The following is a 21,311-nucleotide window of genomic DNA, read 5'->3' as shown; positions in this document are numbered from 1 at the left end:
CCCTTGGCCGCGCGCTCTGCAAGGCTCGCGGCCATGGGCGTGACGCTGGACCAGATCGAGACCCGCGCGGCGGCCGAGCGGCTGACGGTGGCGGGCGGCTTTCACCCCGTGCTCGAGGATGGGCTGGGGGAGGGGACGCTGCTGCTGCTGGCCCCGGCCGAGCCCGGCTTCTGGGCGCATCTGACCGCAAGCCCCGAAGGCCGGGACGGCGCGCCCGATCCCGTCGACCGCTGGTCGCGCCGGGTGATCGGGCGGCTGGCCTGCGATCTGGGGGCCAAGGCGAAATTCCCCTTCGCCGGCCCGCCCTGGCACCCCTTCTATCAATGGGCGCTGCGCTCGGGCTTGGCTTGGGCCTCGCCGGTGACGCTGCTGGTGGGGGCGCGGATGGGGCTTTTCGCCTCGTATCGCGGGGCGCTTCTGCTGCGGGAACAGATCGACCTGCCGAAGCCCACCGCGCAGCCCTGCGCGAGCTGCGCGAAACCCTGCCTGACCGCCTGCCCGGCTGGCGCGCTGGGGGCTGCGGGCTATGACGTGCCGCGCTGCCACGCCTTCCTCGACACGCCCGCAGGCGCCGATTGCCTGACCGGCGGCTGCCGCGTGCGGCGGGCCTGCCCGGTCAGCCAGTCCTACGGCCGCCGCCCCGAACAGTCCGCCTATCACATGAGCCAGTTCCACAGATGACCCTGCGCCTGATCCTGACCCGCCACGCGAAATCCGACTGGGGCACGCCCGGCCTCGATGACCATGACCGCGCGCTGAAGGGACGGGGGCGCCGGGCTGCGGCCGAACTGGGCGCCTGGCTTGCCGAGCGCGGCGACCCGCCGGCAGAGGTGCTGTGCTCGACCGCGCTGCGCACCCGGCAGACCTGGGAGGAAACGGGCCTCGAGGGCACGCCGCGCTTCGTCCCTGCGCTCTATCATGCCGCGCCCGAGGCGATGCTGGCAGAGCTGCGCGGCGCGACCGCGCCGGTGGTGATGATGCTGGGCCACAATCCCGGCATCGCCGCCTTTGCCGAGGGCATGGTCGCGTCCCCGCCCGACGATCCCGAGTTCTTCGCCTATCCGACCTGCGCCACGCTGGTGGCCGAATTCGACGCCGCGACCTGGGCCGAGGTCCGGCCGCGGACCGGCCGGGCGCTCGGCTTCTTCACCCCATCGGAACGGGGCCGTTAGACCATCGTCGCGATCAGGGCGCGCAGCGTCTCGATGCCTTCGCCCTTCTCGGACGAGGTCAGCACGATCTCGGGATAGGCGGCGGGGTGCTTCGACAGCGCGCCGCGCACCTGCGCCAGCACCGCCTCGCGTTCCTTGGCGCTGATCTTGTCGGCCTTGGTCAGCACCGCCTGGAAGGTCACGGCAGAGCGGTCCAGAAGCTCGAGGATCTCTTCATCGACCGCCTTCACCCCGTGGCGCGCGTCGATCAGCACGAAGGCCCGGCGCAGTGTCTGCCGCCCGCCCAGATAGGCCTTCAGAAGCGCCTGCCATTTCTTGACGATCGCCACCGGCGCCTCGGCGAAGCCATAGCCGGGAAGGTCGACCATGTAGCGCTCGTCCCCGAGCGTGAAATAGTTGATCTCCTGCGTCCGGCCCGGGGTGTTCGAGGCGCGGGCGAGGTTCTTGCGCCCGGTCAGCGCGTTGATCAGGCTGGACTTCCCGACGTTCGAGCGGCCGGCGAAGCAGACTTCGACCCGGTCGGCCGGGGGCAGCCCGTCCATCGCGACGACGCCCTTCAGGAAGTCGACGGGGCCGGCGAACAGCAGGCGTCCGGCCTCGCGGGCGAACTGGTCGGGCTCGGGGGCCAGCGGGAAAGGCAGGGGGGCCATCAGACAATCTCCATCCGGTCGCCGCGGGCGATGTCGCCGGCTTCTATCACCTCGGCATAGACGCCGAAGTCCTGAACGCCCACCACCGCGCGCAGGGCGGCCAGCGTGTCGGCATCCTCGATGCCGGTGTCGGGGTTGCCGGTCGTGGCCTTGCAGCGCCCGATCCGGTCGACGACCTTCAGCCGCGCCCCGCCGATGCGGATCTCGCGCCCGATCAGCCCGACCTCGGCCCAGGGCTCCAGCCCGTCGAGCCACAGGTTGCCGCGCCAGCGGTGGATCGACAGATCCAGCCCCATGTGCCGCGACAGCGCCGCGTTCGAGGCGAGGTTCTTGATCGAGATCGAGGGGAAGTCGCTGTCGGTCATCCCCCGCGGGCCCTTGACCAATGCCACCGGGGCGAAGTCGCCCTCGGGGCTGATCGGTTTCAGCCAGTCGATCAGCGCCGCGCCTTCGGTCTCGGGGCGGAAGCTCAGCGGCGGCAGGTCAGGGTGGGCCAGCTCCATCACGCCGGTCTCGGGATCGAAGCGCGAGGTGATCGCCATCAGCGTGCGGGTGCGGGCGGCGCGCTGGAACTGGCCGCAGGGCGTCCAGGCCGGGGCCGCGGGGTCGAATTTGGACTTCGCATGGGCCACCGCCCAGTGCCGGTCCCAGGGCAGGCATTCCCCCGCCAAAAGCCGAACGGACGCGAGGTCTTCGCGTCCGTGGGCCTTGATCGGGTGTCTGAAGATCTGCGCGAGTGTCGCGGTCACTTCTTCTTCGCCTCCACCGCAGGTGCCGGCTTCTTGCGCTTCACGCTGGCCTTGATGTTGCCGAACAGATCGGGCCGGTGCCCGTGCATCGACATGATGATGTACTGCTGCGTGAAGGTGATGGTGTTGTTCGCGATCCAGTAAAGCACGAGGCCCGAGGCGAACTTGCCCAGCATGAACATGAACACCCAGGGCATCCAGGTGAAGATCATCGCCTGCGCCGGGTCCGAGGGGGTCGGGTTCAGGCGCTGCTGCAGCCACATCGAGATCCCGAGCAGGATCGGCAGCACCCCGATCGACAGGATGTGCAGCACCGAGGTCGCGTCCGGCGTCGCATAGGGCAGCAGGCCGAACAGGTTCAGGATCGAGGTCGGATCGGGCGCCGACAGGTCATGGATCCAGCCGATCCAGGGCGCGTGGCGCAGCTCGAGTGTGACGAAGATCACCTTGTAGAGCGAGAAGAAGATCGGGATCTGCAGCACCATCGGCAGGCAGCCCGAGGCCGGGTTGACCTTCTCGCGCTTGTAGAGCGCCATCATCTCCTGCTGGAACTTCTGGCGGTCCTCGCCGGTCTTTTCCTTCAGCTTCTCCATCTCGGGCTGAAGTTCCTTCATCTTCGCCATCGAGATGTAGGACTTGCGCGCCAGCGGGAAGACGATCGCCTTGATGATCAGCGTCAGCAGGATGATCGACCAGCCCATGTTGCCGATGAAGCCGTGCAGCCAGTGCAGCAGGGTGAAGATCGGCTTCGTCAGGAAGAAGAACCAGCCCCAGTCGATCGAGTCGACGAAGCGGTCGATGCCGACGTCGTTCTGGTAGTGGCGGATGGTTTCCCATTCCTTCGCGCCCGCGAACAGGCGGGTGTCGACGCTGGCGGTGGCGCCGGGGGCCACGTCCATGATCGGCAGCCGGGTCTCGGTCTGGTAGACTTCCGAGCCGGGGATGTACTTGACGACCGAAGAGTAGGGCTGGCCGTGCTGGGGCACCAGCGCGGTCATCCAGTACTTGTCGGTGAAGCCGATCCAGCCGTCGGTGGTGACCTCCTTGACCTCGGCATGGCCGCCCTCGCGGGCCACCTCGGCCAGGTCGTCCATCTTGCCGTAGGCGACCTCTTCCAGCTTGCCGTCGGTCATGCCGACGACGCCTTCGTGCAGCACCCAGACGTGCTGGGTGGCCGGCAGGCCGTGGCGGGCGACGATGCCATAGGGGGCAAGGCGGACGGCGGCGCCGGTGGTGTTCTCGACGCTCTGGCCGACGGTGAACAGGTAGTTGTCGTCGACCGAATAGGTGCGGCGGAAGATCAGGCCCTGGCCGTTGTCCCAGGACAGCGTCACCGGGGTGCCCGGTGCCAGCGTCGCGCCGCTTTCCAGTGTCCAGATCGTGCGGGCGTTCGGCACGGCCGCGCTGTCGAGGCCGCCGGCCGGCGACCAGCCGTAGACCGCGTAATAGGGCTGGGCCTCGCCCGGCTCCTTGCCGCCCACCGGCGACAGCAGGCGCACCAGGCCCGAATCCGGGGCGAGCGTGTCCTTGTAGTCCTTCAGCGACAGGTCGTCGATGCGACCGCCGGCCAGCGACAGCGAGCCGATCAGTCGCGGCGTGTCGATGGCGACGCGGGCCGCCTGCGGGGCGGCCTCGGCCGCCGCGGCGACCGCCGGCTGGTCCTGCGGCGCGGCCGGGGGCGTACCACCCTCGGCGGGGGCCGCGGCAACTTCCGGCGCATTGGGATCCACGGTCGCGGATGGCGGTGCGAACACCGTGTACCAGACCAGGATCACCAGGAAGGAGAGCACGGTCGCGAGAATGAGGTTCTTGTTCTGATTGTCCATGAGGGACGCACCACCCGGCCTTTCAAGGTTCGGGGAGGTTCAACAGATTGCCCGGCCAAAGGTCAAGCGGTTTCGCCCCCCGCGGGCGGGCGGTCCGGGCGCTTTGTCCCCCTTGCGGCCTTGGCTCAGCCGGGGCTGCGCCACAACAGGCTGATGGCCATGGGAAACGCGGCCGCCGCCGCGATCGTCTCGCTGCCGAGCCCGGTGCAGAACACCGCCGCCGGGGCGAAAAGACCATAGAGCAGCCAGCCTGCCCCCGCGGGGCCGGGCCGGGGCGGGGCCCAGGCTGTGGCGAGGGCGAGGCTGGCGGTACGGGATGCGGTACGGGATTCGGTGATCGACATGCACAGGCTCCCACCCGGCGGAATGCCGGTGGGCAAGCCTAGGGCCGCAGGTCCTATGGTCCGGTTAACCGTGCCGCGAAGGCAGGGCGATCACTCGCGCAGGCGCGGGATCAGCGCCTCGGGGTCGCCGGCCTCGCCCGGGGCGCCGCGCATCAGCCCGGCGAAGTCGAACAGCGACGGGTCCAGAAGATGCGAGGGCCGGGTGTTCATCAGCGCCCGGAACATCACCTGCCGCCGGCCGGGGCTGCGGGCCTCCCATCCGTCGAGGATCTGCTTCACCTGCTGGCGCTGCAGCCCGTCCTGCGACCCGCAAAGATCGCAGGGGATGATCGGGTAGTTCATCGCGCGGGCGAATTTCTCGCAATCGGCCTCGGCCACGAAGGCCAGCGGGCGATAGACGAAAAGGTCGCCATCCTCGTTCACCAGCTTCGGCGGCATCGTGGCCAGACGGCCGCCGTGGAACAGGTTCATGAAGAAGGTTTCCAGGATGTCGTCGCGGTGGTGCCCCAGCACCACGGCCGAGCAGCCCTCTTCCCGCGCGATTCGATAGAGGTTGCCGCGGCGCAGCCGCGAACACAGCGCGCAATAGGTCCGGTTCGCCGGCACCTTCTCTTTCACGATCGAATAGGTGTCCTGGTACTCGATCCGGTGCTTGACGCCCATGCGCTCGAGGAACTCGGGAAGGACCGTCGCCGGGAAGCCCGGCTGGCCCTGATCGAGGTTGCAGGCCAGGATCTCGACCGGCAGGAGGCCGCGCCACTGCAGCTCGTGCAGCACGGCAAGCAGCGTGTAGCTGTCCTTGCCCCCCGACAGGCACACCAGCCATTTCGCCCCGCGCTCGATCATCCCGTAGGTCTCGATCGCCTCGCGCGTCTCGCGCACGATGCGCTTGCGCAGCTTGCGGAACTCGGTCGAGGAGGGGGCGCCGTGGAACAGCGGATGGATGTCGTCGCCGTCGTCGAGCATCGTCAGGTGTCCTTGGAGGGTCGGGTCGGCACGGGATCATAGCCCGAACCGCCCCAGGGATGGCAGCGGCAGATGCGGTGGGCGGCAAGATATCCGCCCTTCAGCCCGCCGTGGATCTTCAGCGCGTCGAGCGCATATTCCGAGCAGGTCGGCTGGAAGCGGCAGCTGCGCCCGATCCAGGCGCTGGCCGTCAGCCTGTAGGCATGGACCGGCAGCGACAGGAGCCGGGCCAGCGGGGTCATTTCCGCGGCTTCCGCGGGCGATTGTCGATCGGCGTGTCGTGGATCTGGCCCATGGCGCGGATCAGGTCGTCGCGCAGCTCTGCGAAGGGGCGGGCGATCGTCACCTCGGGGCGGCCGATCAGCACGTAGTCCCAGCCTGCCCGGCCAAGCTGCGGCAGGATCTCGGCCGCCAGCGCCCGCAGCCGCCGCTTGGCGCGGTTGCGCAGCACGGCATTGCCGACCTTCTTCGAGCAGGTGAAGCCCACGCGCAGCGCCTGCGGCCCGGCGGGCTCTTCGGCGCGGCGCTCGCGCGCCTGCAGCAGGAAGCCGGGCATCCCCCGTCGCCGCGCCTGCGCCGCGCGCAGGAAATCGGCGCGCTGCGCCAGGATCTGCGGCTTCAGCGGCGCCGGGCCGGCGGCCGGGCAAACGGAAACCGCCGGCTGCGGTCCCGTGTCGAGAACGGGGGCGACCGGCGGTGTCATGGCCATGCCTTCGCGAGGGGGCACCTGTCCACGGGCGGTCCCGACCGGGTCGGGACCACGGGATCTCAGGCGCTCAGGACCTTGCGGCCGCGGGCGCGGCGGGCGTTCAGAACCTTCTGGCCACCCTTGGTCGCCATGCGGGCACGGAAGCCGTGGCGGCGCTTGCGAACCAGGTTCGACGGCTGGAAAGTGCGTTTGGTCATCGCTCGTACTCCGTTCCGGGCAGCGCGATGCCCCGCCATCGGGGCCGGGATTCGAGCACTGCGTCATTCGAAGCCCGCCCTTTAATGGCGTCCCGTCCGCGAGTCAATCGGCCGGGTGGGGATTTTCCGCTGTCTGCACGGGCGAAAGCCGCGCAGGCCGGCCCCGCCGGCCCGCCGCCGCGGAACCCGACGAGAATCGACGGATTTATACTTCCACGACGTTGTGCCAAGGAAGCCCATGCCTATCTCACGCAAAGGTTTCCGGGGTAGACTGGTGCTACCGCCATCGGGGCGGGCGCTGGATGGGCCGAAAGGACCGCGAAGGGCAAGGATGCGACGGCCGAGATTCCTGAACACGCTTTCGGGGCGCTTCCTTCTGCTGACAACCGTCTTCGTCGTGCTGGCGGAGCTGCTGATCCTTGTGCCTTCTGTCGCGCGCTACCGCGAGGACTATCTCGAGCTGCGGCTCGAGCGGGCGCAGATCGCCTCGCTCGCGCTGCTGACCACCGACGACATGATCTCGGAGGATCTCGAGAAGGAGCTGCTGGCCAACGCCGGGGTGTTCAACGTGGTCCTGCGCCGCGACGAGATGCGCCAGCTGGTGCTGTCCTCGCCGATCCCGGGCGAGGTCTATGCCAGCTACGACCTGCGCAGCGCCAGCTCGCTCGGCCTGATCCGCGACGCGATGGCGACGCTGCTGGACGGCGAGAACCGGGTGATCCGGGTGATCGGCCGCCCTGTGCGCGAGGGCGGGCAGCTGATCGAGATCACGATGGAAACCGGGCCGATGCGGCGCGAGATGTTCGATTACGCGCTGCGGGTGCTGACGCTGTCGGCGGCGATCTCGGTGCTGCTGGCCTTCCTGCTGTTCCTGGCCGCGCGCCGGCTGATCCTGAAGCCGATGGCGCGGGTGGTCGAGCACATGACCCGCTATGCCGAGGCGCCCGAGGATGCCCGCCACGTCATCGAGCCCACTGCGCGCATCGACGAGCTGCGCGAGGCCGAAGAGGCGATGGCGCGGATGCAGACGCAGCTGATCGGCGCGCTGCGGCAGAAGGAGCGTCTGGCGCAGCTGGGCAGCGCGGTGGCCAAGATCAGCCACGACCTGCGCAACATCCTGACCACCGCCCAGCTTTTCGCCGACCGGATGGAAAGCTCCGAGGATCCGGCGGTGAAGAAGGCGACGCCGAAGCTGGTGGGCTCGATCTCGCGCGCGGTGAACCTGTGCGAGAGCACCCTGACCTTCGGCCGGGCCGAAGAGCCGCCGCCGCGCCTGCACCGGTTCATGCTGGCCAATCTGGTGGCCGAGGTGCTGGACGGCGAGCGGCCGGCGGCCGAGGCCGGGCAGGTGGACTTCGTCACCGACGTGGCCGGCAGCCTTGCGGTGCGCGCCGATGGCGAGCAGCTGCACCGCGTGCTGCAGAACCTCGTGCGCAACGCGCGCCAGGCGATCGAAGCGACCGGCCAGCCCGGCACGATCGAGGTCGGCGGCGGCGAGGACGACCGCGATTGGTGGATCCGCATCGGCGACACCGGCCCCGGCCTGCCCGAACGCGCGAAGGAGCACCTGTTCCAGCCTTTCCAGGGTGGGATCCGCAAGGGCGGCACCGGGCTTGGCCTCGCGATCTCGGCAGAGATCGTGCGCGGGCATGGCGGCCGGCTCGAGCTGGTGCGCTCGGATGCCGATGGCACGGAATTCGTGATCCGGCTGCCGAAGTCGGTGAGCGTGGCCGAGGTCGCGGCCTGACAGGGGGCGGCACGCGGTCTGGCGAGGGCTTACGTCGGGGCATCGCAAAATCTTCCGGGTCCTGCGACGAAGTCTATTGCATGTCCCCGACAGCATCGCTAAACGGCCCCTCACAGCGGACCCGTAGCTCAGCTGGATAGAGCACCAGACTACGAATCTGGGGGTCGGGCGTTCGAATCGCTCCGGGTCCGCCATTTCCCACCATCGATGAAGACGCCGCGCCATGTGCGCGGCAGCCGCCCGCGGCGGGAGCGGCGCGCGTTACGCCGTGCCGTTGCGCCTCAGGGCCGCATCGCGCGCAGCGGGCCCTGTGCGGGCGCGTAATGCGTCTGACCGCGGGGCAGGGCAAAGGCCTCGCCCTGATCGTCGGTCACGAGATGGTCGATGTCGTCCAGCCGGCAGATCGACACGCGGCTTTCGGTGTTCAGCTTGGCGGAATGGCACAGCATCATGCAGCTGTTCGAATGCCGGATCATCGCGCGGGCGACCTCGGCCTCGTGCAGTTCGTAATCGCTGGCCCCGCGCTGGCGGTCCAGCGCCACCGGCGAGATCACCGCGTAATCGGCCCAGAACCGGTCGATCTCCGACAGGGTCATCTCGCCATAGGTCGCGGGCACGTCGGCATGGGGGCGGCCGCCCAGCAGCAGCACGTCGCAGTCGCGCCCCTTGCTCATCAGGCTGGCGATTTCGAGCGAATTGGTGATCACCCGGATCTCGCCGCGCGCGGCGAGCGCACTGGCGAAGGCGGTGGTGGTGGTGCCGGCGTCGACGAAGCAGGTCGATCCGAGCGGGATCAGGTCGCAGGCCAGCTGGCCGATCGCCTGCTTCTGCGCGGCGAACTGCACGAGGCGGGTGGCGAAGGTGGGTTCCGGCTCTGCCAGGGTCGAGGGCACCGCGCCGCCATGGACCCGCTGCAGCAGCCCCGCCTCCTCCATCTCGAGCAGGTCGCGCCGCACCGTCTCGCGCGAGACCTCGAAGCGGGTGGCGAGCTCGTTGGCGGATACCTTGCCGTCCTGCCCGATCAGCGCGAGAATCTGCGCCTGCCGCTCGTGTGACCACATCGTTCGTCTCCTTGCCGATGTGGATCTGTGTGCAGGCTTCGCCGGAGCAAGTCCACATTCCTTGGGGATTTCTGTGCGTTTTGGCGCATCAGGCGGCGATTCGCACACAGTGCCACGCAAGGTTTGCCCTATGACGGCCCAAAAGGCGGCTTCCGGTGGGCAGATTTTAATCGAAATGTGTATTTGAGTGCGTGTCTGTGGGTTTGCATGTGTTTTGGCGTGCGAGTCGGGGGCGTCGCGGCAAAAGCTGGCTCAAAAGCTCAGGACTGCACGACATGACACTCCCCCCGGAACTCGAATTCGCGTCGCAGGTGGCCGATGCCGCGCGGCAGATGGCGATGGGCTACTATCGCCGGCCGCTGGCGGTGGATGCCAAGGAGGACCGCTCGCCGGTCACCGTCGCCGATCGCGAGATCGAGGCCTTCATGCGCGCCCGCATCGCCGAGACCTTCCCCGCGCACGGGATCTTCGGCGAGGAACAGGACCCCGAGCGGCTCGAGGCGCGCGAGGTCTGGGTGGTGGACCCGATCGACGGTACCAAGTCCTTCGTCACCGGCCACCCGCTGTTCGGCAACCTCATGGCGCTGCTGAAGGACGGCACGCCCTGGCTTGGCCAGATCGAGATGCCGGCCCTGGGCGAGCGCTGGCAGGGCTGTGCGGGCCTGCCCTCGTTGTTCAACGGCGTGCCCTGCCGCACCTCGGACTGCCGCGACCTTGCGCAGGCGCTGGCCTACACCACCGATCCGATGCTGTTCACTGGCCCGCTGCGCGCCGCCTATGACGCGCTTTACGACAATGTCCGGCTGCTGCGCTTCGGCGGGGATTGCTACAGCTACGGCCTGCTGGCCTCGGGGCATTGCGACCTCGTGCTCGAGATCGGGCTGCAGCCCTATGACTACCTGCCGCTGGTGCAGATCATCCGCGGCGCGGGCGGGGTGATCACCGACTGGTCGGGCCGCGCGCTCGGCCTCGGGTCGGGCGGCGACGTGCTGGCCGCGGCCACGCCCGAGCTTCACGCCGCGATGCTGCACCGCCTTTCGGCGATCAGGACGCCGGTCCCGGCCTGAGGCCGGGCCGTCCCGGACATTCCCGGGCCCTCCCTTCACGACCCCAGAACCAAAAACGAATCCCGACAGGAGAGACGCATGCTGAACAGACGATCGTTCCTCAACTCTGCCGCGCTCGCCGGCGCCGGCGTGGCGCTGACGCGCATCAACCCGGACTTCTTCATCGGCCGCGCCCATGCGCAGGGCGCCAAGCCGCTGGTGTTCCTGTCTGCCGAGAACATCACCGGCAACTGGGACCCGACCGCGCACACCACGCTGTCGCAGTCGAACATCGAAGGCTTCGTCATGGGCTTCCTCACCCGCGCGCCCATGCGCCCCGAGACCCCGGACGAAGTGATCTACGAACTGGCGACCGAGATCACCGAGCTGTCGGCCTCGCGGCTGCAGATCAAGCTGCGCGAGGGCGTGAGCTTCCATGACGGCAAGCCCTTCACCTCGGAAGACGTGAAGGCGACCTTCCTCTACGGCTCGCAGCTGGACCGGCCGAAGCAGGTCTATCCGGGCCCGACCGACACCTTCGACGTCGAGACGCCGGACGACTACACGGTGATCGTCGACACCTCGAAGGGCGGCTATGGCGCCTCGCTCTTCATCTTCCTCGCCTCGTACCTGCCGATCCTGTCGGCCAAGGACGTGGCCGAAGGGCCGAAGGGCGCACTGAGCCAGCGCCTGAACGGCACCGGCCCGTTCAAGTTCGTCGAGCAGCGCGGCAACGACACGGTGATGGAAGCCTTCCCGGGCTACTTCAAGGGCGCGCCGACGATCTCGGGCGTGACCTTCTCGTTCGTGGGTGACGCCACCACCCGGATGCTCTCGCTGATGAACGGTCAGGCCGACGTCATCGAGCGGCTCGAGCCCGAACAGGTGCAGACGCTGGAAGGCAACAAGGACATCAAGCTCTCGCGCCTCGTCTCGGTCGAGAACAAGTACCTGTGGTTCCGCTGCTCGAAGCCGCCGTTCAACGATGCCCGCCTGCGCAAGGCCGCCGCCCATGCCATCGACCGCTCGATGATCATGGAGGTGATGGGCAACGCCGGCGAGGCCTCGTCAAACTACATCTCGCCGATCAAGTTCGGATACACCGATCTCGAGAACTACCCGGAATACGACCCCGAGGAATGCCAGCGCCTGCTGGCCGAGGCGGGCTTCCCGAACGGCCAGGGCCTGCCCGAGCTGGAATACATCACCTCGACCGGCTTCTACCCGAAGACCAAGGAATACGGCGAGGTGATCACCGCGATGCTGCAGGAGCAGGGCTTCCCGGTGACGCTGAACGTCATGGAGGTCGCCGCCTGGAACGAGCGGCTCTATGACCGTCCGGGCGGTGGCCCGGGCCACATGGTCGACTGCGGCTGGTCCACCGGCTCGCCCGAGCCCGACCTCGTGCTGCGGACGCACTTCCATTCGACCTCGAAGCGGATCTGCGGGATCGAGGATCCCGAGATCGACGCGGCGCTGGATGCCGAGCGCAACGCGACCTCGCTCGAGGCGCGCAAGGAATCGCTGCAGACGAACCTGATGCCGATGCTGGCCGACAAGGTTCCCGCGCTGTCGCTGTTCACCTCGGTGCTGATCCACGCGATGCGCGCCGATCTCGACGGGCTGTTCATCTATCCCGACGGGCTTTCGGACGCCTCGAAGGTCTCGTCCGCCGCCTGAGGCACGCCCGACCGGCGCCGGCAGCTCCGTCCGCGCCAGTCACCGACCCGACCGCGCGTCCCCCGCCGCATCCGCCCGGGGGGCGCGCCCTGTCCGCCTGAAGCCAGAGAGGTCTGTCTGCAATGTTCGTGATGCGGTTCCTCGCCCGCCGCCTTGCGCAGGGGGCGCTGATCGTCTTCCTGGTCTCGGCGCTGATCTTCACGCTGCTGCGCGTGGTGCCCGGCGACCCGGTGCGCCTGATGGCCGGCGGCATGGCGCCCGAGGCGCTGATCGAGCAGATCGCGACCGAGATGGGGCTGCGCGACCCGATCTACGTGCAGTTCGGCCGCTACATCGGCGGCGTGGTGCAGGGCGACCTCGGCCAGTCCTTCGTGCGCCCGGCCAACGGCGCCGCGGTGGGGGGATCGAGCTACAACGACACCACGCGCTCGGAACGCGCGCGGGTGCTGGACCTGATCGCCGACACCGCGCCGAAGACGATCCAGCTGGCAGTGCTGGCGATGGTCTTCGCGCTGGTCATCGCGATCCCGATCGGGGTCTGGGGCGGGCTGAACCAGGGCCGCTGGCCGGACCGCATCGCGCTTTACTGCTCGTCGATCTTCGTGTCGCTGCCGAACTTCTGGCTGGGGATCGTGCTGGCGCTGCTGCTGTCGGTGAAGCTGAAGCTGGTGCCGGCCATCGGCTACAACGGCTTTGCCTACACGATCCTGCCCGCCTTCGTGCTGGCGATCGAGATGGCCCCCTTCATCATCCGCACCCTGACCGTCTCGGTCGCCGGGATCATGGGCCAGAGCTTCATCGGCATCGCCGCCGTCCGCGGCCTGTCGCGCAACCAGATCGTCTTCCGCCACGGGGTCAAGAACGCGGCCGTTCCGCTGCTGAACCTGCTGGGGGTGCAGTTCTCGATGCTGCTGGGCGGCGTGCTCGTCGTCGAGTTCATCTTCGACTACCCCGGCCTTGGCCTGCTGACCATCAACGCCGTGATGCAGCGCGATTTCCCGCTGATCCAGGGCATCGCCATCGTGACGGCGGCGGCCTTCGTGCTGATCAACATCGTCGTCGATCTTCTCTCCACCCTCATCGACCCGAGGCTCGAGTACTGATGACCAGCATCGATCTCGCATCCACTGCGCCCGCCCGTGCCCGCGGCAAGACCGTGTCCTCGCGGATCTGGCGGCTGGCCTTCGCCTCGGTCGAGTTCCGTATCGGCCTGGCGGTCTTCCTGGTGCTGCTGTTCGCGGCACTGCTCTACCCGCCGCTGAGCGGCATTGACCCGACGAAGATGGCGATCCGCGACAAGCTGATGCCGCCGGTGTTCCTGGGCGAGGGCTGGACATGGGCGCATCCGCTGGGCACCGACCAGCTGGGCCGCGACATGCTGGCCCGCAGCCTCGTCGGTCTGCGCTATTCGCTGCTGATCGGGCTGACGACCACCGTGCTGATGCTGGCGGTCGGCGCACTGATCGGGCTGGTCGCGGGCTATTACGGCAAGTCGATCGACACGGTGCTGATGCGCCTGACCGACGCGCAGCTGTCGATCCCGATGATCATCCTCGCGATCACCATCCTCGGGGTCTCGCGCCCGACGATCCCCTCGATCATCTTGGTGCTGGGGCTGGCCGGCTGGCCGGTCTACGCCCGGGTCATGCGCTCGACCATCATGGCCGAGCGCAAGAAGGAATACGTCCGCGGCGCGATGGTGCTGGGGGCGACCGACTTCCGGATCATGTTCCTGCTGCTTCTGCCGCTGGTGCTGCCGCCGATGGCCTTCGTCGCGGTGCTGGACGTGGCGCGGATGATGATCTTCGAAAGCGTGCTGGGCTTTCTCGGCCTTGGCGTGCAGCCGCCGACGCCGACCTTCGGCAACATCATCGCCGATGGCCGGAAATACCTGCTGAACGCTTGGTGGATCGCCACCATGCCCGGGGTGTTCCTGTTCCTGACCCTCGGCAGCATCAACCTGATGGGTGCCTCGCTCGAACGCGCCCGCAACACGGTCTACGGAGGCGCCTGATGGACACTGCCCTGCTTCAGGTTTCGGACCTCTCGGTCGGTGTTGCCGGCCCGGGCGGGATGCGCCCGGTGCTGCAAGAGGTCAGCTTCGACCTCGCTCCGTGCCGGATCCTGTCGGTGATCGGCGAAAGCGGCGCGGGCAAGACCGTGCTGGCCAAGACGCTGGCCAGCTGGCTGGCGCCGCCGCTGGCGGTGACCGGTGGGCAGGTGCGCTTCCGCGGCCGCGACCTGCTGACCGATCCGGCCCATGCCCGCAGCCTTGCCGGGCGTGAGATCGCCTATGTCGGCGGCAACCCGGCCGGCGCGCTGGATCCGACGATGACGGTGGGCGCGCAGTTGGTGGAAAAGCTGCGCGCGGTGCGCCCCGAAACCTCGGTCGAGGCCGCACGGAAGAAGGCGGTCGAACTGCTGGACGCGGTGCGCATCCCCTCGGCCAAGACCCGGTTCCACGAATACCCGTTCCAGTATTCCGGCGGCATGATGCAGCGCGCGATGATCGTCGACGCGCTGATCTCGGACCCCGCGCTGCTGATCGCCGACAACATCACCCAGCCGCTCGACGTGACGGTGGCCGCGCAGATCCTCAAGCTGATGCGCGAGCTGACCACCAGCTTCGACACGGCGGTGCTGTTCATCTGCTCGTCGCTGCCGGTGGCCTGCGACGCCTCGGACGAGGTGCTGGTCCTGAACCGCGGGCGGGTGGTCGAGCGCCAGACCCCGCAGGCGCTGGTCCGCGCGCCGGCGCATCCCTACACCCGCCAGCTGATCAACGAGCTGCCGAAGCTTTGGGATCCCTCGACCGCCGCGCGCCCCGAAGAGCGCGAGACCCCGCGTCCGATCATGTCGGTGAAGGGCGTGGCCAAGTCCTATTCGGCCCGCAACCGGGCACAGGGCGGCACCTCGGTCGTGCAGGCGGTGCGCAATGTCGAGTTCGACGTCTTTCAGGGCGACAACTTCGGGCTGGTGGGCGAGTCGGGCTGCGGCAAGTCCTCGCTGATGCGGCTGCTGACCGGGCTGGAGCGGCCCGATGCCGGCAAGATCCTGTTCGAGGGCGAGGACGTCGGGTCGGCCAGCCCCGCGCGGCTGCGCGCCCTGCGCCGCCGCTTCCAGCTGGTGCTGCAGGACCCCTACGGCTCGCTGCCGCCGCAAAGCTCGATCGGCGCGATTTTGGAAGAGCCGCTGAAGATCCACAGCATCGGCAACCGGGCCGAGCGGCGCGAGCGGGCGCGGGCGGTGATGCACGAGGTCGGCCTGCCCGAGGCCCTGTATGACGAGCTGCCGACCGGCCTGTCGGCAGGGCAGCGCCAGCGGCTGAACGTGGGGCGGGCGATGGTGCTTGAACCGCGGCTTCTGATCATGGACGAGACGCTGTCGGCGCTGGACCAGACCGAGCAGGGCAAGTTGCTGGACCTGTTCGAGAAGCTGCAGGCCCAGCATGGCTTCACCTACATCTTCATCTCGCACGATCTGGCGATGGTGCGGCGCGTCTGTTCGCGCATCGCGGTGATGTATCTGGGCGAGACGGTCGAGGTCGCCCCGAACGAGCGGCTGTTCTTCGACCCGGGCCATCCCTACAGCCGCGCGCTGCTGTCCGCCGCGCCGACGCTCGAGACCCGGCGCTATGACCCGAAGGACTGCCTGCTGGAAGGCGAGCCGGCAAGCCCGATCGACCTGCCGCCGGGCTGCGCCTTCGCCAGCCGCTGCCCGCAGGCCTTCGCGCGCTGCCGGACCGAGAACCCGGGCCTCACCACCCGCGGCGGGCGTGCGCTGGCCGCCTGCTTCCTGACCCCCGCGCCGGATTTTACCGGCCTGACCGCGACGACGCCGGAGACGACCGATGCCTGACACCCTGATCCGCCCCGCCTTCGATGCCGCCTTCTTCGAGACGCTGATGCAGCGCGTTTCGGACTTCGGCGCGACCCCGATGGGCGGCGTCGACCGCATGGCCCTGACCGACGAGCACCGCGACGCCCGCAAATGGTTCGCCGACGAGATGCGCGCCAAGGGCTACACGGTGCTGGTCGATGCCATCGGCAACCTCTTCGGCCGGATCGAGCTGGCCGGTCCCGACGCGCCGGTGATCATGATCGGCTCGCATATCGACAGCCAGCCGTTGGCCGGGCGCTTCGACGGGGCCTATGGGGTGATGGCGGCGCTGGCCGCGATCGAAAGCTACCGCGCCGACTGCACCGCCCGCGGAACCGCGCCGAACTGCACCTTCGTCATCGCCGACTGGATGAGTGAGGAGGGCGCGCGGTTCCAGCCCTCGCTGCTGGGCTCTTCCGTCTTCGCCGGGCAGCTCGAGCTTGATTTCGCGCTGGCGCGCTGCGACCGCGAGGGGCGCAGCGTCGGCGACGAACTGAAGCGCACCGGCTATGCCGGGACCGACGTCGTCGGGATCCCGGATGTCTATCTCGAGATCCACATCGAGGGTGACGACAAGATGGAGAAGGCCGGGGCCCGCATCGCACCCTTCATCCGCCACTGGGGCGCGCTGAAGGTGCGCATGGAAGTCACCGGCCAGCAGAACCACACCGGCCCCACCCCGATGGAGGACCGCCACGACGCGGTGCTGGGCGCGGCCTACATCATCGCCGAGGTGAAGCGCCTCGCCGACACCGCGCCCGACACGCTCTACACCTCGGTCGCGCGCGTCGACATCTCGCCGAACTCGCCCAACATCGTGCCGGGCAAGGCGATCCTCTTCGGAGAGCTGCGCGCGCCCGAGGCCGCGACGCTCGACTGGGCCGAGGCCGGGTTGAAGGCGGCGCTGCCGGCGCTGATGGAGAAGGCCGCGGTCACGGGCGAGATCGTCTCGATCGACCGCCGGCCCGCGGGCCGGTTCGACGCGCGGCTGGTGCAGCTGGCGGAAGAGGCGGCAGACGGCTTCGGCCTGCCGCGGATCCGCATCGACACCATCGGCGGCCATGACGCGATCCCGGTGCTGACCCGCTGCCCGGCGATCGTGGTCGCCGTGCCCAGCGTCGGCGGCGTGATCCATCGCTACGACGAATACACCTCGCCCGAGGATCTGGCGGCCGGCGGCAACGTGCTGGTCGAGATGATCCGCCGCATCGACGTGGCCAAGGCGGATCTGGACCGCGCGGTGGCAGGATGAGCGGTGGCCGGATAACCGGGGCGCTCGTCTCGGACGCGGCGCTCGCCGTCTGTCTCGCCGGCGCCCGGCCCGATCTGGCGGCGGCGCCGGCGGTGGCCGGACCCGCCGCGCTGGCCTCGCCCAGCTATCTGGCGCTGGAAAGCCGCAGCTTGCGGATCGATGCGCCCGAGGGGCCGCTGTTCCTGAAGGTGATGCATCCCGAGATGCGCACGGGCTTCGACCTGACGGCGGCGATGGCGCTGGCCACCGCCGCCGGGGCCGAAGGCATCGCGCCCGAGGTGCTGTGGTCGGACGCGGCAGAGGGGGCGATCCTGATGCGCGATCCCGGCACCGCCTGGACCGCGGCGCGGCAGTCGCACCTGCAGGACCCGGCGGTGGTCGGCGCGGTGCTGGCCGCGCTGCGCCGCCTGCATGCGCTGCCGGCGCTGGGCACGCGTTTCGACGCCTTCGCGCAGATCGACGCGCTTCTGGACCGGGCGCGCGCGTCGGGCGTGGCGCTGCCGCAGGACATCGGCTGGGTCATGGCGCTGCTCGAACCGCTGCGCGCGCCGCTGGCGGCCGCGCCGACGGTGCCCTGCCGCAACGACGGTTCTGCCTCGAACCTGCTGGTCGGGCCCGATGCCGCGGTGCTGCTGGTCGATTTCGACCGGGCCGGGCAGAACGACCCGATGTACGACCTTGGGGTCCTGCTGGCCGAGATCACCGATTTCGAGGCCGACATGATCGCCCCTGCCGCCGCCTACATGGGTGCCTTCGAGCCGGCGGGCTTCGCGCGGGCGCGGCTCTGGTCGATCGTCGACGACGTGATGCACTGCCTCTGGGCGCGGGTCAGCGGCGTGGGCTCGGTCCGCGGGGCGGTGGAGTGGCTGAAATATTCCGAATGGCGGATCATGCGCGCGCGCCTTGGCCTGCGCCATCCGCAGTTCGAAGAGAAGGTGCGCAGCGCCGGGGGGCAGGCATGAAGACGCTCGGTCAGGCCGCGGCAGCCGAAGAAGCCGCGCTGGAAGCCGCGATCCTCGAGGCGCCGCTGTTCGCGGGCGGGCAGGGCGCGCGCTATGCCCCGGTCTCGGGCGGGATCTCGAATTCGAACTGGCGCGTCAGACTTGCAGCGGGGGCGGAGTATTTCGTCAAGCTGCCGGGCAACGGCACCGAGATGTTCATTGACCGGGTCGCGGCGATGGATGCCTCGAAGAAGGCCGCGGCCGCCGGGCTGGGGCCGATGGTCTATGACGATCTCGCCCACCGCGGGATCGAGATCAACGACTTCATCCCCGACCGCCGCCCCTCGACCCATTCCGACTTCGCCGAACGCGACAAGCGGGTGGCGGCGATCGCGGCCTACCGGAGGATGCATGCCCTGCCGGCGCTGGGCCTGACGAAGACGGTCTTCGACATGATCGACGAGCATCACGGGCAGATGGCGATGCTGGGCGCGCCGCAGCCGCGCGACGCGGACTGGATCGCGCTGAACGACCGCATGGCGCGGCAGGCGCTGATGGCCTCCGGCCTCGACCTCGTGCCCTCGTTCAACGACCCGATGCCGGGGAACTTCATGATCGGCGCCGACGGCTCGGTGATGCTGATCGATTACGAATACGCCTCGATGAACGACCGGTGCTACGATCTGGGCATCTGGTTCGGCGAGATGTTCTTCACCCCCGAGCAGGAGGCCGAACTGATCGAGGAGTATTTCGGTCGCGTCACGCCGCAGCTTGTGGCGCGGGTGACCATTCACAAGGCGCTGGCCGACGTGAAATGGGCTGCGTGGTCGATGGTGCAGCTGAAGGTCTCGCATCTTGACTTCGACTTCCACAAGTATGGGATGTGGAAGCTGATGCGGTTCCGCACGATCACGGGCGACCCGTCCTGGGCCACGCATCTGCGCAACGCCTGAGGAGACAGCCATGCCTGCCTATCGCGCCATCGCCGGCGGCGAGACCTTCCGCTTCGACAGCCTCGCCGCGCTGATGGCCGCCGCGACCCCGCGCCGCTCGGGCGACGAGCTGGCGGGGCTGGCCGCCGAGACCGAGGCGCATCGCGTCGCCGCCCGCTATGCGCTGGCCGACCTGCCGCTGTCCGAGTTCCTGAGCGAGGTCGTCGTCCCCTACGAGACGGACGAGGTCACGCGGCTGATCCTCGACGGCCATGATGCCACGGCCCACGCCCCGGTCGCGGCGATGACGGTGGGGGGCCTGCGCGACTGGCTCCTGTCCGACGCCGCCGATGCCCGCACGCTTGCCCGGATTGCGCGCGGGCTCACGCCCGAGATGGTGGCGGCGGTGTCGAAGCTGATGCGCAACCAGGACCTGATCGGCGTCGCCCGCAAGGCCGAGGTCGTCTCGCGCTTCCGCACCACGCTGGGGCTGAAGGGGCACCTGTCCACGCGGCTGCAGCCGAACCACCCGGCGGACGACCTGCGCGGGATCGCGGTCGCGGTTCTGGACGGGCTGTTGCAGGGCACCGGCGACGCGGTGATCGGGATCAACCCGGCCTCGGACAACATCGGCAACTGCACCGAGATCCTGAAGGCGCTCGACGGGCTGCGGCAGGAATTCGACATGCCGATGCAAAGCTGCGTGCTGACCCATGTCACCAACACGCTGCGCATCATCGAGGCCGGCGGGCCGGTCGACCTGCCCTTCCAGTCGATCGCCGGGACCGAGGCCGCGAACCGCGGTTTCGGCGTCGATCTTGCGGTGCTGGGCGAGGCGAACGAGGCTGCGCGCGCGCTGAACCGCGGCACCGTCGGCCGGAACGTGATGTATTTCGAGACCGGGCAGGGCGCACCGCTGTCGGCCGATGCCCATCACGGCGTCGACCAGCAGACGCTGGAATGCCGCGCCTATGGCGTCGCCCGCGCCTTCGATCCGTTCCTCGTGAACACGGTCGTGGGCTTCATCGGGCCCGAGTATCTCTATGACGGCAAGCAGGTGATCCGCGCCGGGCTCGAGGATCATTTCTGCGGCAAGCTGCTTGGCCTGCCGATGGGGGTGGATGTCTGCTACACCAACCATGTCGAGGCCGATCAGGACGACATGGACACACTGATGACGCTGCTGGCGGCGGCGGGCGTGAACTTCGTGATCTGCGTCCCCGGCGCTGACGACGTGATGCTGAGCTACCAGAGCCTCGCCTTCGAGGACGCGGCCTGGCTGCGCCGCACCTTCGGCCTGCGCCCCGCGCCGGAATTCGAAGCCTGGCTGCAGAAGATGCAGCTTGGCGGCGGGGCCGGCGGCCCGCGGGCGCTGCCGGATCTGGGCGGGCTCGCCCGGCGGATGGGGCTGTCGGCATGAGCGGCGATGTTCCGGACTTCCTGCCGAAACTGCGCCTGCTGACCCCTGCGCGGGTGCGTCTTGATGCGCGGGGCGGGGCGGCGCCGCTGGCCTCGGTGCTCGACTTCCAGCTGAGCCATGCGAAGGCGCGCGACGCGATCCGCCAGCCGGTCGACTGGGCCGCGCTGCGCGCAGGTCTGGGCGCGCGCGAGGTGATCGAGCTGCACAGCCGCGCGCCTGACCGCGACACCTACATCCGCCGCCCCGATCTGGGCCGTCGCCTGTCGGAAGACAGCCTCGCGCGCATTCCCTGCACGCGCCCCGATCTGGCGGTGGTGATCGCCGACGGGCTGTCGGCCTTCGCGGTGACGAACCATGCGGCGGCGATGGTCGATGCGCTGGATGCGGCCTTGCCCGAGCTGACCTTCGGGCCGATCGCGCTGGCGCGCGAGGGGCGGGTCGCGATCGGGGACGAGATCGCGGCGGCGATGGGGGCACCGCTTTGCCTCGTCCTGATCGGAGAGCGCCCGGGTCTTTCGGTCTCGGACAGCCTGGGGGCCTACCTGACCTGGGACCCGAAGGTCGGCGCGCCCGACAGCAGCCGCAACTGCGTGTCGAACATCCACGGCCGGGGCGGGCTGGACTATGCCCGCGCGACCGATCTTCTGACCTTCCTCATCCGCAAGGCGCGCGAGATCCGGGCCACCGGCGTCGCGCTGAAGGATGACCGGGTGGCCAGCCCCCTGATCGGGGGCTAACGC

Annotated in this window: 22 protein-coding genes and 1 tRNA gene; 14 read left to right on the top strand and 9 right to left on the bottom strand. The window is 69.1% G+C overall.

The features are described from left to right. The first annotated feature begins 33 nt into the window (after window positions 1-33). Window positions 34-681: a ferredoxin gene (locus V8J36_RS17705; RefSeq protein ID WP_336468651.1), complete on the top strand. Its 648-nt coding sequence runs from the start codon at window positions 34-36 to the stop codon at window positions 679-681. After that, window positions 678-1,172: a SixA phosphatase family protein gene (locus V8J36_RS17700; protein WP_336468650.1), complete on the top strand. Its 495-nt coding sequence runs from the start codon at window positions 678-680 to the stop codon at window positions 1,170-1,172. Before V8J36_RS17705 ends, V8J36_RS17700 begins: the two co-directional genes overlap by 4 nt. Here the strand turns inward: V8J36_RS17700 and yihA are convergent. The 8 genes from yihA to rpmH all read right to left on the bottom strand — a co-directional run bounded on the left by yihA (window position 1,169) and on the right by rpmH (window position 6,613). Next, window positions 1,169-1,822 carry a ribosome biogenesis GTP-binding protein YihA/YsxC gene (gene yihA, locus V8J36_RS17695; RefSeq protein WP_336468649.1) on the bottom strand — a complete coding sequence of 218 codons (654 nt, stop codon included), beginning with the start codon at window positions 1,820-1,822 and terminating at the stop codon, window positions 1,169-1,171. The two genes, V8J36_RS17700 and yihA, sit on opposite strands and share 4 nt — an antisense overlap. Next, window positions 1,822-2,571, bottom strand: a complete 750-nt coding sequence (locus V8J36_RS17690; RefSeq protein ID WP_336468648.1) for an MOSC domain-containing protein — start codon at window positions 2,569-2,571, stop codon at window positions 1,822-1,824. The genes yihA and V8J36_RS17690 overlap by 1 nt, the downstream gene beginning before the upstream one ends. Beyond that, on the bottom strand, window positions 2,568-4,397 hold the full coding sequence (gene yidC / locus V8J36_RS17685) for a membrane protein insertase YidC (protein ID WP_336468647.1): 1,830 nt from the start codon (window positions 4,395-4,397) through the stop codon (window positions 2,568-2,570). Before yidC ends, V8J36_RS17690 begins: the two co-directional genes overlap by 4 nt. A gap of 125 nt (window positions 4,398-4,522) precedes the next feature. Beyond that, window positions 4,523-4,741, bottom strand: coding sequence for a hypothetical protein (locus V8J36_RS17680; protein WP_336468646.1), 219 nt, complete (start codon window positions 4,739-4,741; stop codon window positions 4,523-4,525). 90 nt (window positions 4,742-4,831) lie between these two features. Beyond that, on the bottom strand, window positions 4,832-5,707 hold the full coding sequence (gene ttcA, locus V8J36_RS17675; protein WP_336468645.1) for a tRNA 2-thiocytidine(32) synthetase TtcA: 876 nt from the start codon (window positions 5,705-5,707) through the stop codon (window positions 4,832-4,834). A gap of 2 nt (window positions 5,708-5,709) precedes the next feature. Beyond that, complete coding sequence (yidD, locus tag V8J36_RS17670) at window positions 5,710-5,949, bottom strand: membrane protein insertion efficiency factor YidD (RefSeq protein WP_336468644.1); 240 nt, start codon at window positions 5,947-5,949, stop codon at window positions 5,710-5,712. Next, entirely contained in the window at window positions 5,946-6,410 is a 465-nt protein-coding gene (gene rnpA, locus V8J36_RS17665; RefSeq protein ID WP_336468643.1) for a ribonuclease P protein component, read from the bottom strand. The genes yidD and rnpA overlap by 4 nt, the downstream gene beginning before the upstream one ends. Before the next feature lie 65 nt (window positions 6,411-6,475). Continuing rightward, window positions 6,476-6,613, bottom strand: coding sequence for a 50S ribosomal protein L34 (rpmH, locus tag V8J36_RS17660; RefSeq protein WP_336468642.1), 138 nt, complete (start codon window positions 6,611-6,613; stop codon window positions 6,476-6,478). A 331-nt stretch (window positions 6,614-6,944) separates the two neighbouring features. On the opposite strand from rpmH, the gene V8J36_RS17655 reads away from it, so the two are divergent. Next, window positions 6,945-8,360, top strand: coding sequence for a sensor histidine kinase (locus tag V8J36_RS17655; RefSeq protein WP_336468641.1), 1,416 nt, complete (start codon window positions 6,945-6,947; stop codon window positions 8,358-8,360). Between the two features lie 117 nt (window positions 8,361-8,477). Further along, window positions 8,478-8,554 (top strand) — tRNA-Arg (locus V8J36_RS17650). An 87-nt stretch (window positions 8,555-8,641) separates the two neighbouring features. Here the strand turns inward: V8J36_RS17650 and V8J36_RS17645 are convergent. Beyond that, on the bottom strand, window positions 8,642-9,421 hold the full coding sequence (locus V8J36_RS17645; RefSeq protein WP_336468640.1) for a DeoR/GlpR family DNA-binding transcription regulator: 780 nt from the start codon (window positions 9,419-9,421) through the stop codon (window positions 8,642-8,644). A 275-nt stretch (window positions 9,422-9,696) separates the two neighbouring features. Here V8J36_RS17645 and hisN point away from each other — a divergent pair, with 275 nt between their 5' ends. From hisN to eutC, 10 genes are all read left to right on the top strand, one after another. After that, window positions 9,697-10,488: a histidinol-phosphatase gene (gene hisN / locus V8J36_RS17640; RefSeq protein WP_336468639.1), complete on the top strand. Its 792-nt coding sequence runs from the start codon at window positions 9,697-9,699 to the stop codon at window positions 10,486-10,488. Between the two features lie 78 nt (window positions 10,489-10,566). Beyond that, the gene (locus tag V8J36_RS17635) at window positions 10,567-12,147 is read left to right on the top strand and encodes an ABC transporter substrate-binding protein (protein WP_336468638.1); all 1,581 of its coding nucleotides are present in this window, start codon (window positions 10,567-10,569) and stop codon (window positions 12,145-12,147) included. 122 nt (window positions 12,148-12,269) lie between these two features. Next, window positions 12,270-13,250: an ABC transporter permease gene (locus V8J36_RS17630; protein ID WP_336468637.1), complete on the top strand. Its 981-nt coding sequence runs from the start codon at window positions 12,270-12,272 to the stop codon at window positions 13,248-13,250. Then, a complete protein-coding gene (locus V8J36_RS17625; RefSeq protein WP_336468636.1) occupies window positions 13,250-14,161 on the top strand; it encodes an ABC transporter permease in 912 nt (303 codons plus the stop codon). The genes V8J36_RS17630 and V8J36_RS17625 overlap by 1 nt, the downstream gene beginning before the upstream one ends. Beyond that, window positions 14,161-16,005 carry an ABC transporter ATP-binding protein gene (locus tag V8J36_RS17620; protein ID WP_336468635.1) on the top strand — a complete coding sequence of 615 codons (1,845 nt, stop codon included), beginning with the start codon at window positions 14,161-14,163 and terminating at the stop codon, window positions 16,003-16,005. Before V8J36_RS17625 ends, V8J36_RS17620 begins: the two co-directional genes overlap by 1 nt. Beyond that, entirely contained in the window at window positions 15,998-17,278 is a 1,281-nt protein-coding gene (locus tag V8J36_RS17615; protein ID WP_336468634.1) for a Zn-dependent hydrolase, read from the top strand. Before V8J36_RS17620 ends, V8J36_RS17615 begins: the two co-directional genes overlap by 8 nt. Further along, window positions 17,275-18,240, top strand: a complete 966-nt coding sequence (locus V8J36_RS17610) for a phosphotransferase family protein (RefSeq protein ID WP_336468633.1) — start codon at window positions 17,275-17,277, stop codon at window positions 18,238-18,240. The genes V8J36_RS17615 and V8J36_RS17610 overlap by 4 nt, the downstream gene beginning before the upstream one ends. Further along, window positions 18,237-19,172 (top strand): phosphotransferase, encoded by a 936-nt coding sequence (locus V8J36_RS17605; protein WP_336468632.1) that lies wholly within the window; start codon window positions 18,237-18,239, stop codon window positions 19,170-19,172. Before V8J36_RS17610 ends, V8J36_RS17605 begins: the two co-directional genes overlap by 4 nt. Window positions 19,173-19,182: 10 nt before the next feature. Then, window positions 19,183-20,571 (top strand): ethanolamine ammonia-lyase subunit EutB, encoded by a 1,389-nt coding sequence (locus tag V8J36_RS17600; RefSeq protein WP_336468631.1) that lies wholly within the window; start codon window positions 19,183-19,185, stop codon window positions 20,569-20,571. Next, window positions 20,568-21,308 (top strand): ethanolamine ammonia-lyase subunit EutC, encoded by a 741-nt coding sequence (eutC, locus tag V8J36_RS17595; protein WP_336468630.1) that lies wholly within the window; start codon window positions 20,568-20,570, stop codon window positions 21,306-21,308. Before V8J36_RS17600 ends, eutC begins: the two co-directional genes overlap by 4 nt. Window positions 21,309-21,311 lie beyond the last annotated feature (3 nt).

This window comes from Frigidibacter sp. MR17.14 (assembly GCF_037095735.1).
Classification (GTDB): domain Bacteria; phylum Pseudomonadota; class Alphaproteobacteria; order Rhodobacterales; family Rhodobacteraceae; genus Frigidibacter.
This window is presented reverse-complemented; position numbering and strand designations above follow the sequence as displayed.